At 72.2% G+C, this 14175-nt stretch carries 17 protein-coding genes and 1 riboswitch; of the genes, 6 read left to right on the top strand and 11 right to left on the bottom strand.

The features are described 5' to 3' along the window. Positions 1-178 precede the first annotated feature (178 nt). Complete coding sequence (locus AB0I72_RS02350) at positions 179-343, bottom strand: hypothetical protein (RefSeq protein WP_358561915.1); 165 nt, start codon at positions 341-343, stop codon at positions 179-181. 233 nt (positions 344-576) lie between these two features. Between AB0I72_RS02350 and AB0I72_RS02345 the strand changes: the two genes are divergently transcribed. Further along, positions 577-1311, top strand: coding sequence for a hypothetical protein (locus tag AB0I72_RS02345; RefSeq protein WP_358562799.1), 735 nt, complete (start codon positions 577-579; stop codon positions 1309-1311). Between the two features lie 11 nt (positions 1312-1322). Here the strand turns inward: AB0I72_RS02345 and AB0I72_RS02340 are convergent, their stop codons facing one another. The 7 genes from AB0I72_RS02340 to AB0I72_RS02310 all read right to left on the bottom strand — a co-directional run bounded on the left by AB0I72_RS02340 (position 1323) and on the right by AB0I72_RS02310 (position 8242). Beyond that, positions 1323-2027: a hypothetical protein gene (locus AB0I72_RS02340; RefSeq protein WP_358561912.1), complete on the bottom strand. Its 705-nt coding sequence runs from the start codon at positions 2025-2027 to the stop codon at positions 1323-1325. A gap of 103 nt (positions 2028-2130) precedes the next feature. After that, positions 2131-3783 carry a cation acetate symporter gene (locus tag AB0I72_RS02335; protein ID WP_358561910.1) on the bottom strand — a complete coding sequence of 551 codons (1653 nt, stop codon included), beginning with the start codon at positions 3781-3783 and terminating at the stop codon, positions 2131-2133. Then, positions 3780-4148: a hypothetical protein gene (locus AB0I72_RS02330; protein ID WP_358561908.1), complete on the bottom strand. Its 369-nt coding sequence runs from the start codon at positions 4146-4148 to the stop codon at positions 3780-3782. The genes AB0I72_RS02335 and AB0I72_RS02330 overlap by 4 nt, the downstream gene beginning before the upstream one ends. Then, positions 4145-4963 (bottom strand): LytTR family DNA-binding domain-containing protein, encoded by an 819-nt coding sequence (locus AB0I72_RS02325; RefSeq protein WP_358561905.1) that lies wholly within the window; start codon positions 4961-4963, stop codon positions 4145-4147. The genes AB0I72_RS02330 and AB0I72_RS02325 overlap by 4 nt, the downstream gene beginning before the upstream one ends. Continuing rightward, complete coding sequence (locus AB0I72_RS02320; RefSeq protein ID WP_358561902.1) at positions 4960-5976, bottom strand: histidine kinase; 1017 nt, start codon at positions 5974-5976, stop codon at positions 4960-4962. The genes AB0I72_RS02325 and AB0I72_RS02320 overlap by 4 nt, the downstream gene beginning before the upstream one ends. A 203-nt stretch (positions 5977-6179) precedes the next feature. After that, complete coding sequence (locus tag AB0I72_RS02315) at positions 6180-7859, bottom strand: cation acetate symporter (protein ID WP_358561899.1); 1680 nt, start codon at positions 7857-7859, stop codon at positions 6180-6182. Beyond that, on the bottom strand, positions 7856-8242 hold the full coding sequence (locus AB0I72_RS02310; RefSeq protein WP_358561896.1) for a DUF485 domain-containing protein: 387 nt from the start codon (positions 8240-8242) through the stop codon (positions 7856-7858). Before AB0I72_RS02310 ends, AB0I72_RS02315 begins: the two co-directional genes overlap by 4 nt. A gap of 349 nt (positions 8243-8591) precedes the next feature. Beyond that, positions 8592-8651, top strand: a riboswitch (guanidine-III (ykkC-III) riboswitch). Between the two features lie 32 nt (positions 8652-8683). Between AB0I72_RS02310 and AB0I72_RS02305 the strand changes: the two genes are divergently transcribed. Further along, on the top strand, positions 8684-8998 hold the full coding sequence (locus tag AB0I72_RS02305) for a multidrug efflux SMR transporter (RefSeq protein ID WP_358561893.1): 315 nt from the start codon (positions 8684-8686) through the stop codon (positions 8996-8998). 27 nt (positions 8999-9025) lie between these two features. Here the strand turns inward: AB0I72_RS02305 and AB0I72_RS02300 are convergent, their stop codons facing one another. Both AB0I72_RS02300 and AB0I72_RS02295 read right to left on the bottom strand, forming a co-directional pair. Next, entirely contained in the window at positions 9026-9346 is a 321-nt protein-coding gene (locus tag AB0I72_RS02300; RefSeq protein ID WP_358561890.1) for a hypothetical protein, read from the bottom strand. Positions 9347-9576: 230 nt separating this feature from the next. Further along, positions 9577-9993 (bottom strand): hypothetical protein, encoded by a 417-nt coding sequence (locus AB0I72_RS02295; protein ID WP_358561887.1) that lies wholly within the window; start codon positions 9991-9993, stop codon positions 9577-9579. 412 nt (positions 9994-10405) lie between these two features. Between AB0I72_RS02295 and AB0I72_RS02290 the strand changes: the two genes are divergently transcribed. Further along, complete coding sequence (locus AB0I72_RS02290) at positions 10406-10585, top strand: hypothetical protein (RefSeq protein WP_075925175.1); 180 nt, start codon at positions 10406-10408, stop codon at positions 10583-10585. Positions 10586-11070: 485 nt separating this feature from the next. Then, positions 11071-11811: a Crp/Fnr family transcriptional regulator gene (locus AB0I72_RS02285; protein ID WP_358561884.1), complete on the top strand. Its 741-nt coding sequence runs from the start codon at positions 11071-11073 to the stop codon at positions 11809-11811. 104 nt (positions 11812-11915) lie between these two features. On the opposite strand, the gene AB0I72_RS02280 is transcribed toward AB0I72_RS02285, so the two are convergent. Then, positions 11916-12410, bottom strand: a complete 495-nt coding sequence (locus AB0I72_RS02280; RefSeq protein ID WP_358561881.1) for a hypothetical protein — start codon at positions 12408-12410, stop codon at positions 11916-11918. A gap of 502 nt (positions 12411-12912) precedes the next feature. Here AB0I72_RS02280 and AB0I72_RS02275 point away from each other — a divergent pair. Both AB0I72_RS02275 and AB0I72_RS02270 read left to right on the top strand, forming a co-directional pair. Continuing rightward, complete coding sequence (locus AB0I72_RS02275; protein ID WP_358561878.1) at positions 12913-13197, top strand: hypothetical protein; 285 nt, start codon at positions 12913-12915, stop codon at positions 13195-13197. Positions 13198-13374: 177 nt separating this feature from the next. Beyond that, positions 13375-14115, top strand: coding sequence for a Crp/Fnr family transcriptional regulator (locus tag AB0I72_RS02270; protein ID WP_358561875.1), 741 nt, complete (start codon positions 13375-13377; stop codon positions 14113-14115). The last annotated feature ends 60 nt before the right edge of the window (positions 14116-14175 follow it).

Below are 14175 nucleotides of genomic sequence, written 5' to 3'. Positions count from 1 at the left end.
TGCGCCGATCCCGCCTTCCGCACGCGGGATCGGCCCCAAGGGGGCGCGGGCACTGTGGCACCCGCGCCCCCTTCGTCGTGTCCCGGGCGCCGCTGCCCGCAGGCGCGATCTGGCCGAACCCGCCCTGGGCGTTCGGACCGGCACGGCCCGCGGAGCCGTGGGTCTCCGGGCCCTGCGATCAGTCCTCGACGCGTCTGATGGTGCGCACCCGGTCAGCCGCGATGCGGAAGACCACGCCGATGCCCTCCTTGGTGAAGTCGACGAACATGCCAACGGTCATGAAGTGGTCGGCCTCGACGTCGACGGTGTCGCTGAACCCCTCGTTGATCCTGAAGGTCGCCATGGCGCTGTTCCCCCGACGGCGCTGTGCACGGGTACCGGTACTCACCAGGGTAGACCCCATCGCCCCCGACGCTCCGCGAACACCCGACGCCGGTGCTCGGCCGACAAACCGGGGCGTTCCCCCTTTTCACCCCGGCGGCGATCCCGCCCGTGTTACGCATGGTGCACTGACCCACCACCATCCCCCGGGGGGAAACCGTGACGTTCCTTCTCGTCCTGTCCGTGCTGATCGCCATGGTCGGTGGCGCCGTGCTCGCCGTCTGGAGATTCGGCGTCAGCGACGAGTACTCCGGCGGCGCCGTGGGCGTCGTCGTCGCCCCGTGCGCGCTCGCCCTCTACCTCGTCGCGGCGGCGATGGGCGTGGTGATCGGCTGGGAGGACTTCAAGGCGGCCCAGGACGGCACGGTCTCCGAGGCGGGCGCGGCCCAGTCGCTGTACTGGAGCACCACCGCGTTCCCCGTCGAGGAGGGGGAGCACGTCCGATCGCAGCTGCGCGCCTACCTGACCACGGTCGTGGAGGACGACTGGCCCCGGATGGTGCGGTCCGGTGAGCTGAGCCCCGAGGGCGACGAGGCGCTCGCCGACCTGGCCGCGTCCGTCCGGGTCCTCTCCGTCTCCGACACGGGTGACGGCCTCGACCGGCTGACCGCCCGCCAGGAGCTGACCAACCTGAGCGACGCCCGCATCGAGCGGGCGGACGCGGCGGGCGACACGGTCCCGCCCGTCCTGATGGTGATCGCGGTCGTCTCCGGCGTGGCCGTCGCCGTGCTGCCGTTCGCCATGGTCAGGCCGGGCGCGCGGGTGGCCTACTTCTGGGCGGCGGTCAACCTGGCGTTCGTCTTCGGCACCATCGCCCTGCTGTTCTACCTGGGCACGCCGTACAACGACGTCCTCGCCACCGACTCCGGGGGCATGGAGGACACCCTGGCGGCCTTCGAGCGCACCGACCGCACCCTCGACGCCCGCTGAGCCCCGGTCCGTCAGCCCGTCCGCCGCGCCGCCGCCCGGCCCGAACCGGCGGCGGCCAGGGCGGCGACGACCCCGACGACCACCATGGTGCGCGTGGGGGTGAAGGCTCCGGACGGCCCCTGCCCATCCGGGGCGGACGTGTCCGCGAGGATCTGCTCGCGGACGGACTCGGGCCCCTCGGGCACGGGCGCCGGGGACGCGGAGGCCTCCGCCACGGGGGCCTCCGACGGCGTCGCCTCCTCGGGCTCCGCGGGCGCGGGCGCCGGGGAGGCGGTGTCGGGGGCGGCCCCCTCCCGCCCGACCTCGGACGGCGGCCGGGGGTCCCCGGGCTCGCGGGGGAGCTCGGGTTCGCCGGGGAGCCCGGGTTCGACGGGCGTCTCCGGGTCGGACGGGGCCGGCGGCTCCGGGGCGGGCGGTTCGGGGTCGGCGGGCTGGCAGGGCGGGGCCTGACCGGCGCGCACGATGACGCGCACCCCGTTCGCGCACACCAGGACGTAGGACCCCGCACGCACCTGGATCCGCGTGTCCGGCGCCGCCACGTCGACCCCCTCGGGGCCCACGTCCACGCTGGCCGCGCCGCCCTCCACGCGCACCCCCGACGGGCCGACCGACACGGGGCCGTCGGCGTCCTGGGCGGTCGCGGCAGCCGCGGAGCAGGCCAGGACGAGCCCGCTGACGGCCGTCAGGGCGGACAGTGCACGTCGGGAGGGCGGCATGTTACTCCTCGTGGCGTGGCCGGGGCGTGGTGTGATCGTACGCGTTCCGGCCAGGCCGTACCCCCGAAACCGCCGGTTCGCCGGACCGGTGCCCGGAGTCGGCTCAGGGGGAGTGCAGACGCAGCACCGCGTGCTCGGCCCAGTCCGGGGGGCGGGTCAGGCGCGAGACGACCGCCATCGTCGTGAACGCCAACGGGATCGTCCACGCCGCGGGCTGCGCCATCAGGACCGTCGGCCACCCGGGCGGGGTGTCCATGAGGATGGACCACCCGACCGCGCCCGTCGCCGTCACCGCGCCGACGACCAGCCCCGCCGCCGCCCCCGGCAGGGTCAGCCGCCGCCACCAGATCCCCAGCACCAGCAGCGGACAGAACGTCGACGCCGCCACCGTGAACGCCCACACCACGAGCACGTTGATGTCGATGCCCTGCACCGGGAGCGCCAGGAGCACGGCCACGCAGGCCCCGACCGCCACCGCCAGCCGCAGCCGGGGCACGCTGCCCTGGAACAGGTCGTGCGACAACCCGCCCGCCAGCGCCAGCAGCAGCCCGGACGAGGTCGACAGGAACGCGCCGAACGCGCCCGCCGCCACCAGCGCCGTCAGCAGGGTGCCCGCCGTCCCCGGCGCGGCCTCGGCGGGCAGGACCACCGCCACGGTGTCGGTGCCGCGCAGCAGCACCAGCTGGGGCGTGAGCACCCGGCCGAGCAGTCCGTACACCGTCGGGAACAGGTAGAACAGCCCCAGCAGCGCGATCACGCCGACGCCCACCCGCCGGGCCACGTGCGCGGTCGCGCTGGTGTGGAAGCGCATGATGACGTGCGGCAGCCCCATGCAGCCGAGCGTGACGGCCAGCAGCGTCGACCACGTCTCGAACAGCGGGAACCCGCCCGCGCCCAGCAGGGGCGTGCTCCACAGGTCGCCGCCGAGCTCCGGCAGGCCCGCCGGGTGCGGCACACCCGCCCCCGCCGGGAACACGTACTCGGTCCCCGCCGCCACCGTGTGCTCGCCCGCCGCCAGCTCCACCTCCGCGCCGGAGGGCTCGGTGACGGTCACCGGCGCCTCCAGGTCGAATCGCGTGCCCACCGTGAACTCCACCGGCGTGGCCTCGGGGAAGCGCGTCCCCCACTCGGGGTGCAGGGCCTCGGCCCGGGTGTCGGCGCCCGAGACCACGACCAGGTACACGGCGGGCACGGCGAGGAAGGTCAGTTTGACCACGTAGTGGAAGGCCTGGACGTAGGTCGCCGACCGCATGCCGCCCGCGGCGATCGCCCCGCTCACCACCAGCCCCGCGAGGACCACGCCCACCCAGTACGGCGTTCCGCTGACCAGGGACAGCACCACTCCGGCCCCCTTGAACTGGGGAACCAGGTACAGCAGCATGATCACCAGCACCACGAGGCCGCACAGCTTCCGCAGCCGTGGCGCGCCCAGCCGGTACTCGGCGAAGTCCGGCACGGTGTAGGCGCCCGACCGGCGCATCGGCCCGGCCACCAGCGCCACCACCGCCACGTAGCCCGCGGTGAACCCCACCGCGTACCACATCGCGCCCAGCCCGTTCTTGAGCACCAGCCCCGCCAGCCCGAGCATGGAGGCGGCGGACAGGTACTCCCCCGCGATCGCCATGGCGTTCCAGTGGGGGGCGACCCGCCGCGAGGCCACGAGGAAGTCCGAGGCCGACCGCGCCGCGTGCACACCGTAGACGCCGATCACCAGGCTCGCGAGCAGCACCAGGCCGATGGCCAGGACGGAGATCACCGCCCGTCCCCGCCCGGCCGCTCCCGTTCCTCGGCGCGCTCGGCCGCGCGCACGTGCCACAGCGCCAACCCGAACAGCAGCGGATAGACCACCACCGCCAACAGCAGCCACGACACCGGGAGCTGCGCCCACCGGACCCGGCCGAGCACCGGGAACAGCGCGAACGCGCCGCTCATCCCGAACAGCAGCAGCGACAGCAGCGCCACCGTGCGCACCGCGATCCGCCGCTGGGCGCGGAACAGCCGCCGCGCCCGCTCCGTGTCCACCGGCTCCGGTATCGGCAGCAGGTGCTGCACCGGCCGGTTGCCCCGCGCCAGGGCCACCCGCGTCTGCGGGCTGGTCAGCTTCTCCCGCCGCGCGCTCACGGCGTCGACCGCTGGTCGTCGCCGTCCCGGGACCCGCCCCGCCCGCCGCCGCGCGCGTTGGCGGCCCGCCCCAGCTGGTCGCGCCGGGCCGCCTCCATCAGCTGCTCGCGCAGGTGGCGGCCGTGTCTGCGGCTGACCGGGACGTCACCGGCCGGGGTACCCGCCACCAGGCCGGAGGAGGAGGTCACGCGCAGGTCCCGCACCCACGGGATGGCGATGAGGTAGCCCCGGTGCACGCGGACGAACCCCGCCGCCGCCCACACCTCCTCCAGGTAGGACAGCGACAGCCGGATCAGGTGCGTGCCGTCGGCGGTGTGCAGGCGCACGTAGTCGCCCTGGGCCTCGACGAACTGCACGTCGTCGCGCTTGACGAACACCGTCCGCCGACCGGAGTCGATCTGCACCACGTGCAGGTCCTCGGCTGGCGGGGCCGCGTCGGCGGGCCGCCGCAGCTGGGCGATCCGGCCGACCGCCTCCGCCAGCCGTTCGGGCCGGATCGGCTTGAGCAGGTAGTCGACGGCGCCGATCCCGAACGCCTCCACGGCGTGCGCCTCGGAGGCGGTCACGAACACGATCGACGGCGGCTCCGACAGCACGCTGAGCACCCGTGCCACGTCCATGCCGGTCAGCCCGGGCATGAGGATGTCGAGGAAGGCCGCGTCGATCGAGGTGGTCCCCAGCAGCCGCACCGCGGTCGCTCCGTTCTCCGCGACCAGGACCTCCGCCACCTCCGGCATGTCCCCGAGCAGAGCGGCCATCTCCTGCCGGGTCGACGCCTCGTCCTCGACCACCAGGACCCTGAGCCGAGCCCTCACGGCGCCACCACCCCCCGGGTGAACCTCGGCACGCGCACGGTCACCTTCGTCCCCTCTCCCAGCGCGGTCTCGATCACCAGACCGTACTCGGGACCGTAGACGGCGCGCAGCCGCTGGTCGACGTTGGCCAACCCGACCCCGCGCGACGGCGGGCCGGTGCCCGCCAGCAGTGACCGTGCCAGGTCGGGGTGCATGCCCACGCCGTCGTCCTCGATCTCGATGACGCACAGCGGCCCCTCGCCGTAGCCGGACACGCTGATGTGCCCGCGCCCCTCCTTGCGCTCCAGACCGTGCCGGACGGCGTTCTCCACGACCGGCTGCACCACCAGGAAGGGCACGGCCACCGGGAGCACCTCCGGGGCCATCCGCACGGTGATGTCCAGACGGTCGTGGAAGCGGGCGCGCTGGAGTTCGAGGTAGGTCTGCGTGGCCTCCAGCTCGTCGGCGACCGTGGCGTAGTCGCCCTTGTCGGAGAACCCGTAGCGCAGGTAGTCGGCGAAGTCGGACAGCAGGTGGCGGGCGCGGTCGGGGTCGGTGCGCACCAGCGCGGCGATCACGGCGAGCGCGTTGTGCACGAAGTGGGGCGAGATCTGCGCCCGCAGCGAGCGCAGGTCGGCGGCGGCGATCCGCGCGCGGGCCCGGCGCAGCGCCGCGTGGTCCAGGTGCTCCGCGACCAGGGCGGCGGCCGCCTCCACGTCGGCCTCCACGGGGTCGCCCACGGCCACCAGCGCGCCGGACAGCTCGTCGGCCACCATGAGCGGGGCCGCGTACACGGCGGCGCCGTCGGGCAGACGGCCGCGCGCACCGCCCCCGTACTCGAAGACCTGGGCGAGCAGGCCGTCCAGGTCCGCCGGTCCGACGCGCCGACCGTGCGCGGCGACGGGTCCGTCGAGGTCGGCGAGGACCACCCCGTCCACCGCGAGCAGCCGCCGCAGGCGTCGGGCCGCGGCGGGGGCGCCCCGCCCGTGCAGTCCGTCCTGGAGGTCGAGCCCCAGGGCGTGGAGCTGGCGCATCAGCTCGGCACTCGACTGCCGATCCGAGGACGCCCGGCGCCGTCGGGAGGGGGACAACCGCGACAGCCACCTGTTTGACACGGTACGACCCTATCCCAGCGGGATGTGTCGGTGGTCACGTTCTCGGTCGCCTCCTCCCGTCCTGGCCCGGACAGGGGTCGAGCCCGCCCCCGGACGGTCGGGGCGGGCTCGGTGTGGTGCGGTCAGTGTTGGACGGCCTTCTCCGCGCCCGCGCCGGTCAGCGCGCGGACCTGGAGCGTGGCGAACTTGTCGAAGTCGCGCTCCTTGGACAGGAAGGTCCCGACCACCGCGCACAGCAGGCCCAGCGGCACGGACACCAGCGCGGGGTTCGGGATCGGGAACCACGCGAAGTCGGCGCCCGGGATGAGCGCGTTCTCCGACCCGGAGACCACCGGGGAGAAGAACACCAGGCCGACCGCGCCGATCAGGCCGCCGTAGATCCCGGCCAGGGCGCCCGCCGTGTTGAACCGCTTCCAGAACAGGCTGAGCAGCAGCGTGGGCAGGTTGGCCGAGGCGGCGACCGCGAAGGCGAGCGCGACCAGGAAGGCCACGTTGAGCCCCTGCGCGAAGACGGCCAGGACGACCGCGACGGCGCCGATGGCCATGGCGGCGATCCGGGCGACCCGGACCTCCTCCAGACCGCTCGCCTTCCCCCGGCGCAGCACGGAGTTGTAGAAGTCGTGCGCCAGGGACGAGGACGACGCGATGACCAGCCCGGCGACCGTGGACAGGATCGCCGCGAACGCCGCCGACGCGATGAGCGCCAGCATGACCGAACCGGCGATCTGGCCGCCGACGCTCTCGCCCACCGTCTGCGCCAGCTGCGGGGCGGCGGTGTTCCCGGCCGCGTTCTGGGCCGTGATGGCCTCGTGGCCGACCAGCGCCGCCGCGCCGAAGCCCAGCACCAGCGTCATGAGGTAGAAGGTGCCGATGAGGCCGATGCCCCAGTTGACGGACTTGCGGGCGCTCTGGGAGTCGGGAACGGTGTAGAAGCGGATGAGGATGTGCGGCAGACCGGCCGTGCCCAGCACCAGCGCCAAACCCAGGCTGATGAGGTCCAGCTTGTTCCACATGGTCTGGACGGGGTCGCCCGCCACCTCGACGCCGTAGCGCAGTCCGGGCTCCAGGAAGGCGGCCCCGTTCGCGCTGGCCTCGGCGGCGTCGCTCATCAGCGCGCCCAGGTTGAAGCCGTACAGCGACAGTGTGAGCACGGTCAGCAGCGCGGCGCCCGACATGAGGATGACGGCCTTGACGATCTGCACCCAGGTGGTGCCCTTCATCCCGCCGAGGGTCACGTAGGTGGTCATCAGCAGGCCGACCACCACGATGCCGACGATCTTGGCGACCTCGGCGTCCATGCCGAGGAAGGTCTCACCGGGCTGGATGCCCAGCAGCAGGGCGATGAGCGCGCCCGCGCCGACCATCTGGGCGAGGAGGTAGAAGATCGAGACCACGACCGTGGAGACCGCCGCCGCCGTCCGGACCGGACGCTGGCGCATGCGGTAGGACAGCACGTCGCCCATGGTGTAGCGGCCGGAGTTGCGCAGCAGCTCGGCGACGAGCAGGAGCGCGACCAGCCAGGCGACGAGGAAGCCGATGGAGTAGAGGAAACCGTCGTAGCCGAACAGGGCGATGATCCCGGCGATGCCGAGGAAGGACGCGGCGGACATGTAGTCGCTGCCGATCGCCAGGCCGTTCTGGAGCGGGGAGAACCCGCGGCCGCCGGAGTGGAAGTCGGTGGCGGTGCGGGTGGCGCGGCTCGCCCACACGGTGATGCCGAGCGTGGCCGCGACCATGAGGCCGAAGAGGACCAGGGTGACGACGCGGCTGCCCTCGCTGACCGCCTCCTGCGCGAGCGTCATCGGTCCGCCTCCTCGGTGACGGCGGGCAGTTCCCCGCGCAGCTCCGTGGCCAGGCCGTCGAGCCGCCTGCGGGCGTAGAGCGTGTACAGCACGGCGATCCCGAAGGTGGACGCGAACTGGAGCACGCCGAACACGAGCGCCACGTTCACGGTGCCGAAGAGCACGGCGCCCATGAGGTCGCGGGCGAAGGCGGACATGAGGACGTAGAGCAGGTACCAGGCCAGGAACGCGAGGCTCATGGGGAAGACGAAGACGAAGAGCCGCCGCTTGAGTTCGACGAAGCGCGGGTCGCCGTGCATCGCGACGAAGGCCGTGTCGCGGGCGGTGCCGCCACCGCCGTCGCCCGGCGGGGCCGAGCCCCTGGTCTGCTTGTCGGTTGCCATGGTGGAACTCCTCTGGGGGATGTGCGGGGCCGCCGGTGACACCCGCGTTGCGCCGATGTGACCTGGGTTACTCGGAACTGTAAGGAGGGACACGCTCGCGGGGGAGGAGGCGCGCGCGTGCGAGCGGTGAACGCTGGGGCCGCGCGTCGAGCGGTCGTCCAGTGTGCGGTGAGCGGTCGCTCCCCGCGGTGAACGGACGGCGGGCGGCCCCGGGACGCGGACGTCCCGGGGCCGCCCGGTGGCGCGGATCTCCGCCCCGGGCGGATGAGGCCCGGGCGGGGCGGCGTTGTACCGTGCGGATGGGCTGTGGCCCTCCGCCGACGGACGCGTGTCGACCTCCGTTCCGGCGGACCGGCCCCCAGCACCCCGGACGAGGTGCGCCGTACCCGGAACGACAAGACGGCGTGGACATGTTCGCCGCGTCGTGGAGGTCTTCGGGTCATGGCCTGGGTCGTTCTCGTGGTTTCCGGTCTGCTGGAGGCGGTGTGGGCCACCGCGCTCAACGCCTCGCAGGGCTTCTCGCGTCTGTGGCCGTCCGTCGTCTTCGGGGTGTCGCTGGTCCTGAGCATGGGCGGGCTGGCATACGCCCTGCGCACCGTTCCGCTCGGGACCGGCTACGCCGTCTGGGTCGCCGTCGGGGTCGTCGGAACCGCCCTGGTCGGGGCGTTCCTGTTCGGTGAGGGCCTCAGCGTGCCCAGGGCGCTGTGCCTGGTGCTCATCGTCGCCGGGGTGGTCGGACTGAAGCTCCTCCACTGACCCGCGGTCGGACGCGTCCGCCGCCGGTCAGTCGACCCAGGTGCGGATGGTGTCCATGCCTCCGCCCTCGGGCCCGGCGAAGTACTCGCTCTCGGTGTGCACCACGGAACCGTCCTCGGTCACCGTGGTCCGGACCACCGTCAGGCGGGCCTCGAACCGGTCGAGCTGGACGGTGCGGTGTTCGTACCCGATCTCGGCGGCGGCCCCGGTGGCCGTCGCCGCGACCGCGCCCGCGGCGACGGCCAGGGTGAACAGGACGCGGCCCGGCGCCCGGAGGAGCGCGGGGAACCGGCCGCTCCGCTCGGGCGGCCTCGGGGGTCGGTGGGATGTGCTGCGGTGTTCGGTCAACGGTCGTCCTTCCCGTGGGTGAGGAACGTGAAGGGGAGGCCCCGCCCTCGTGGGCGAAGCCTCCCCGGCCACGTGCGCGCCGGAATCGGCGCACGGTCGGTCTCATGGGTCCGGTCCGGGGCTCGTGAGTCTGGACCGTGTCCATGAGCCTGTCTCATCCGTGCTCGATCCCGCGCGGAGGACACGCCATTTGATAACACTCCGTAACAGTGTCGCTACTTGAGGTGCTCCTACCGGTGGTGCCACGGGCCGTGGCAGTGGTAGTGGTAGTCGTAGTAGTGCCAGTGGCCGTGGCAGTGGTATCCGTATCCGTAGCCGTATCCGTGGTGGCGGAACTTGGCCTTCCCGTGGCGGAACTTGTCGCGGTCGTGGCGGTCGTGCCGGTCATGCCGGTCGTGGCGGTCGCCGCGTCCGTCCCGATCTCCGCGCCCGTCCCGGTCACCGCGCCCGTCCCGATCTCCGCGTCCGCCCCGGTCGCCGCCGCCGTTCCTGTTGTCGTCACTCTGCCCGGGTGACATGCTCTGCTGGCTGACGGACGGGCTGGCGGCCCCGTTGACCTGGGCCATCGCGACCGACGGCACGCCGAACGCCAGAGTCGGGACGGTGACTCCCGCGATCAGGGCGCTCGCGATCCTTCCCTTGCCCATCGAAACCCCCCTTCGGTCGTCGCGAGGGCGCACGGCGTCGACATCCATGGCAGCGTGACCACATCCGGTCGACGGGAGCCCCTTGCACCCATGACCCCCGCCGAGGTCCTGGGACGCTGCACCCGGACGCTGCCGTCGGTCGGCCCCCTCACGTAAGCACAGTCGGTGAACCGATGTGTGCGATATGCGTTAGTCCTGGGAGATCTTTTAAGTTTCTACTTCTTCCTCATCCTATGTCTCGAATGTGAAGCGTGCGAAAAGAACTGTCATATACGTGACATTCGGCTTGGCGCAGCATCCCGACGGGGCGCCGATCGGTCTAGGTTGCGAAGTGGTCGGGTACCCGGTCGCCGGTGAGAACCGGTGTCGGAAACCCGGCCCTGAGTAACTCTCATCACTTCGGAGATACGGTATGACGTTCAAGCAGGGTGACCGCGTTCAGTTCCGCAGCAGCCGCCACAACGACCAGATCCGCACCGGCCGCGTGCACTCGGTCCAGGGCAAGGGCAAGGGCGCTCAGTTCACGATCACCGACGACGAGGACCAGCAGTCGGTCCACGTTCACGCGCACCAGATCGAGGGCAAGCTCTAGCCTGCCGCTTTCACGCGCGACGGGGGCATCCGGCCGAGTGCCGGATGCCCCCTCCGCGTTTCCGGGCGAAGGCGCCCCATTCCCCTTTCTTCCTTGGTAAAGGAAGCTTTTGTCGATCCGGCGGTACCGATCACGGAGTCCTCCCGGGCGGGTGCTCGCCCCCGTGCTCTAATCGCGATGGGGAACGGTGGGTGCTCCGGCGGCGGTCGGCGGCCTGAGGGCCGCCCCGAGTGAACCCCGGAGCGTCCGACGCGAGCGACGGTGCGCGACCACCGCGCCCGCGCCCCAGATCGTGACAGTGCTCTCCGTGGAGTCCGGCGCGAGCGGCCGGGGCGACGGAAGGTCTCCTCGGCCCACGCCGGTCCCGCGGCGAACGTCCGTCCAACTTCTGCGCGTGGCTGTCCGGCCACACGAATCCACCGTCCGCCTCGTCCGTCCCGTGTGGGCGGACGAGCACGAGTTCGGGTGAGGAGCCGTTGAAGAACATGCAGGCGACAGGTGTGGGACGTACCGACGAGTACCGGGTCGTAGCCCCCAGGGTGAGCGGCGAGACAGTGGATCCCGAGCGGTTCCACCTGGCCGAATGGGTCGTGTCGTGTCTGGAGAGCAGGGGAGCGGCCCGTCCGGGCCCCGCGGCGGTGGCCGCCCTGGCGGAGCGGCTCACGACACGGCTCCTCAGCCGGGGCGAACTGGCCTTCCGGGAGGGTGACCGCGACGCGGGGGTGTGGATCGTCCGGTCCGGCCGTCTCGAACTCGCCGTCAAGGGGCGGGCGCGTCCGCTGATCGTGCAGATCCTCCGCCCGGGGGGCGTCGACGGCGACATCCAGAAACTGCTGGGCATGCCCTTCCCGTACCGGGCGCGTGCCCTGGAGGAGTCGGAGTGCCTGACCCTGGCGCCGCTCGACTTCGAGGAGCTGCTGGGCGAGTACCCGGAGATGTCCCGGCTGTGGATGTCGACCATGGCGGAGCGACTGTCCGAGTCGCACGACCGCATCGTGGGGATGCTCGGCCGCACGCTCACCCAGCAGAGCGCCCGGCTGCTCCTGGACGAGGCCAGCGGTGGCGTGGTCGACGTGCCCCAACAGAAACTGTCGGAGATGCTGGGCGTCTGCCGGCCCTCGCTGAACAAGGTGCTCAAGGAGCTGGAGGGGCACGGTCTCATCCGACTGCGCTACGGCGCCGTCGACATCCTCGACCCCTACGGGCTCGCCCAGAGGGCCGACTGACCAGGGCGACCACGGGCCCGCCGATCGCGTCCGGCGGGTCCGGGCAGGCGGAAGGGGTGGGAACCGTACGGTCCCCACCCCGTGACCCCGGTGTCCCGGAGGTGTTACACGGCGGCTTCCGAGGAGGCGTCCTCGGCCCGCTCCGAGCGCCGGCGCGTGATGTACATGACCACACCGCCGGTCAGGGCGATGGCACCGCCCACCAGCGCGAGGTCCTCGGACGGACCGGTGACGGCGAGCTCCTCGGGAGCCTCGCCCACCACCGCGCCGCCGCCGCCCCCTCCCCCTTCGGGGCGAGGGCACGGACCGATGAAGGCACCGCCCGCACCGGCTCCGTCACAGACCTCGTGGAACTCGCTGTCGTCGGTCTCGGAGTGCACACCGCTACCGTTGTCGTCGTGGTGGGGATGGCCGCTGAACGGACCCCCGCCGCGACCCTCCTCGGCTTCGGCGGGCGCCGCGCCCTCCGCGGGTGCTTCGTCGACGGTGTCGGCCGTGGCCACGCCGGCGACGGACAGCGAGCCGCCGATGAGAGCGGCCATCGCGACCCCGGGCCAGAATCTCTTGTCCAGAACAGCGCGTCGAACGAGTTCAGACATTTGCACTCCTATGGATTGGATGCAGGTAGTCGCAGCTTTTCGTAGATTCGTGGGTCATTAGAGGACCGGCACGCCGCCGGAAGCGCCGAACTGTGTCGCCCTTCCGACAGTTCTCTGCCCTCCGGTGCCGTGGAAACTGCGGAAATCTCTTGTGCTGCGGGCTTTCTGGTGCTCCGTTGACGCCTGCATGGGTTCGCGGCGTGATCAACAACTGCGCCCCCCTTGCAGGCAAAATGCCGGAAATACTGTCGCTTCGGTAACAGATGAACCTGTATATGGGGAATTCTTGTGGTTACCTGGTGCGCGTTGCCGTCATATGGGGCCGTTCCCGACCCCGAACGGGCGGCGACCCGGACCCCGACCGGGGGGACGGCGTCCCCACCGGTCGACGGACCGGGGCGGGAACCGCCAGACGAGAACGTCCCGCAGGGGGGTACTCGGCGGAACTCGCCGGTGGCCCGGGCGGGCTCAAGGCCCGTCCGTCGCACAGGAGGGAACTTCCATGAAGGCGAAGACGATCGCACGCGTTCTCGTGGCCGGAGTCGCGGCCCCGATGTTGGCCCTCGGTGTCCCGTCGGCCGCCCTGGCCGGCAGCTTCTGGCACGGAGACGCCCAGTTCGCCGGTCCCAACGGTGCCTCCTCGCAGAGCATCACCGCCATCGCCGGCAACCACGGTGGTGGCTTCGGATTCGGCGGCGGTGGCGGCTTCGCGCTGTACAAGGCGAGCTCGTCCGTCGCCGGGCCGTTCGGCGCGTCCTCGCAGAACCTCTTCAGTTTCGCCAACTAGCTGGAAGCAAGGCGGGTGCCCCCACGGGACCGCCCGCCTGCCGCAAGGAGGTCTCGTCCCCGTGGCGGGACCTCCGCCCTTGCGTGTGCCGCCGACGCACCTCCCCGGCGGTCACACGGTCGCGGTGCGGTTCGCGGACACCCGCGGACGCGCCACGGGCTGGACGGAGGACGGAGAATGAACCCGAGGGTCACGCCGGCGAACTCCGAGCGCCGACTGAACGGGGCCGAGACCGCGGATCCACGCATCCAGCAGGCGGCGTGGGTGGCGCGCTGCGTGGGCCGGGGTTCGGCGGCGCCACTCACCCCCCGCGACCTGAGCGCGCTCGCGACGTTCCTGCACCGGCAGTCGCTCTCCCGGGGCGCCGTCGCCTTCCGCGAGGGCGACCCCGCGTCCCGCGTGTGGATCGTCCGCTCCGGCCACGTGGAGTTGTCGGTGGGCGTCGGCGACGAACGCACGGTGATCGAGATCAGGCACGCGGGCGACGTCGACGGCGACATCCAGTTCCTGTTGGGCAAGCCGCTGCCCTACACCGGGCGCGCCACGGACGACGTGGAACTCCTGTACCTGCGCACCGAGGACTTCGAGCACCTCATGTCCGAGCACCGTGCGCTCGCCCGGCGGTGGCTGGCCAGCATCGCCGGACGGCTCGACGCCAGCCAGGGCAGGATCATGGAGCTGCTGGGCAAGACCCTGACCGAGCAGACCGCCCGGCTCCTGCTGGACGAGGCCTCCAGCTCGGTGGTCCCCCTGCCCCAGCGCACGCTGGCGGCGATGCTCGGCGTGCGCCGCCCCTCCCTCAACCGGGTCCTGAAGCGGCTGGAACGCGAGGGGCTCATCGAGATGAGGTACGCGGCGATCGAGATCCTGGACGCCGAGGGGCTGTACAAGAAGGCGCGCGGAGAACGGGGCTCCTGACTGGGTCACCGAGGCGACAGTTCGACTGCGCGGACGCCGTGCGAGTGGTTGATTGGTCAA

Origin of the sequence: Nocardiopsis sp. NPDC049922, assembly GCF_040660275.1 — a bacterium.
In the GTDB taxonomy this organism is placed as follows: Bacteria; Actinomycetota; Actinomycetes; order Streptosporangiales; family Streptosporangiaceae; genus Nocardiopsis.
The sequence above is the reverse complement of the archived record's forward strand: the minus strand, read 5'-3'. Positions and strand labels throughout refer to the sequence as shown.

What these genes read in the sequence shown, in the direction of transcription:
- AB0I72_RS02350 (WP_358561915.1), bottom strand. Translation starts at nt 343, where the DNA reads ATGGCGACCTTCAGGATCAACGAGGGGTTCAGCGACACCGTCGACGTC.
- AB0I72_RS02345 (WP_358562799.1), top strand. Translation starts at nt 577, where the DNA reads ATGGTCGGTGGCGCCGTGCTCGCCGTCTGGAGATTCGGCGTCAGCGAC.
- AB0I72_RS02340 (WP_358561912.1), bottom strand. Translation starts at nt 2,027, where the DNA reads ATGCCGCCCTCCCGACGTGCACTGTCCGCCCTGACGGCCGTCAGCGGG.
- AB0I72_RS02320 (WP_358561902.1), bottom strand. Translation starts at nt 5,976, where the DNA reads ATGCGCCAGCTCCACGCCCTGGGGCTCGACCTCCAGGACGGACTGCAC.
- AB0I72_RS02315 (WP_358561899.1), bottom strand. Translation starts at nt 7,859, where the DNA reads ATGACGCTCGCGCAGGAGGCGGTCAGCGAGGGCAGCCGCGTCGTCACC.
- AB0I72_RS02310 (WP_358561896.1), bottom strand. Translation starts at nt 8,242, where the DNA reads ATGGCAACCGACAAGCAGACCAGGGGCTCGGCCCCGCCGGGCGACGGC.
- AB0I72_RS02305 (WP_358561893.1), top strand. Translation starts at nt 8,684, where the DNA reads ATGGCCTGGGTCGTTCTCGTGGTTTCCGGTCTGCTGGAGGCGGTGTGG.
- AB0I72_RS02295 (WP_358561887.1), bottom strand. Translation starts at nt 9,993, where the DNA reads ATGGGCAAGGGAAGGATCGCGAGCGCCCTGATCGCGGGAGTCACCGTC.
- AB0I72_RS02290 (WP_075925175.1), top strand. Translation starts at nt 10,406, where the DNA reads ATGACGTTCAAGCAGGGTGACCGCGTTCAGTTCCGCAGCAGCCGCCAC.
- AB0I72_RS02285 (WP_358561884.1), top strand. Translation starts at nt 11,071, where the DNA reads ATGCAGGCGACAGGTGTGGGACGTACCGACGAGTACCGGGTCGTAGCC.
- AB0I72_RS02280 (WP_358561881.1), bottom strand. Translation starts at nt 12,410, where the DNA reads ATGTCTGAACTCGTTCGACGCGCTGTTCTGGACAAGAGATTCTGGCCC.
- AB0I72_RS02275 (WP_358561878.1), top strand. Translation starts at nt 12,913, where the DNA reads ATGAAGGCGAAGACGATCGCACGCGTTCTCGTGGCCGGAGTCGCGGCC.
- AB0I72_RS02270 (WP_358561875.1), top strand. Translation starts at nt 13,375, where the DNA reads ATGAACCCGAGGGTCACGCCGGCGAACTCCGAGCGCCGACTGAACGGG.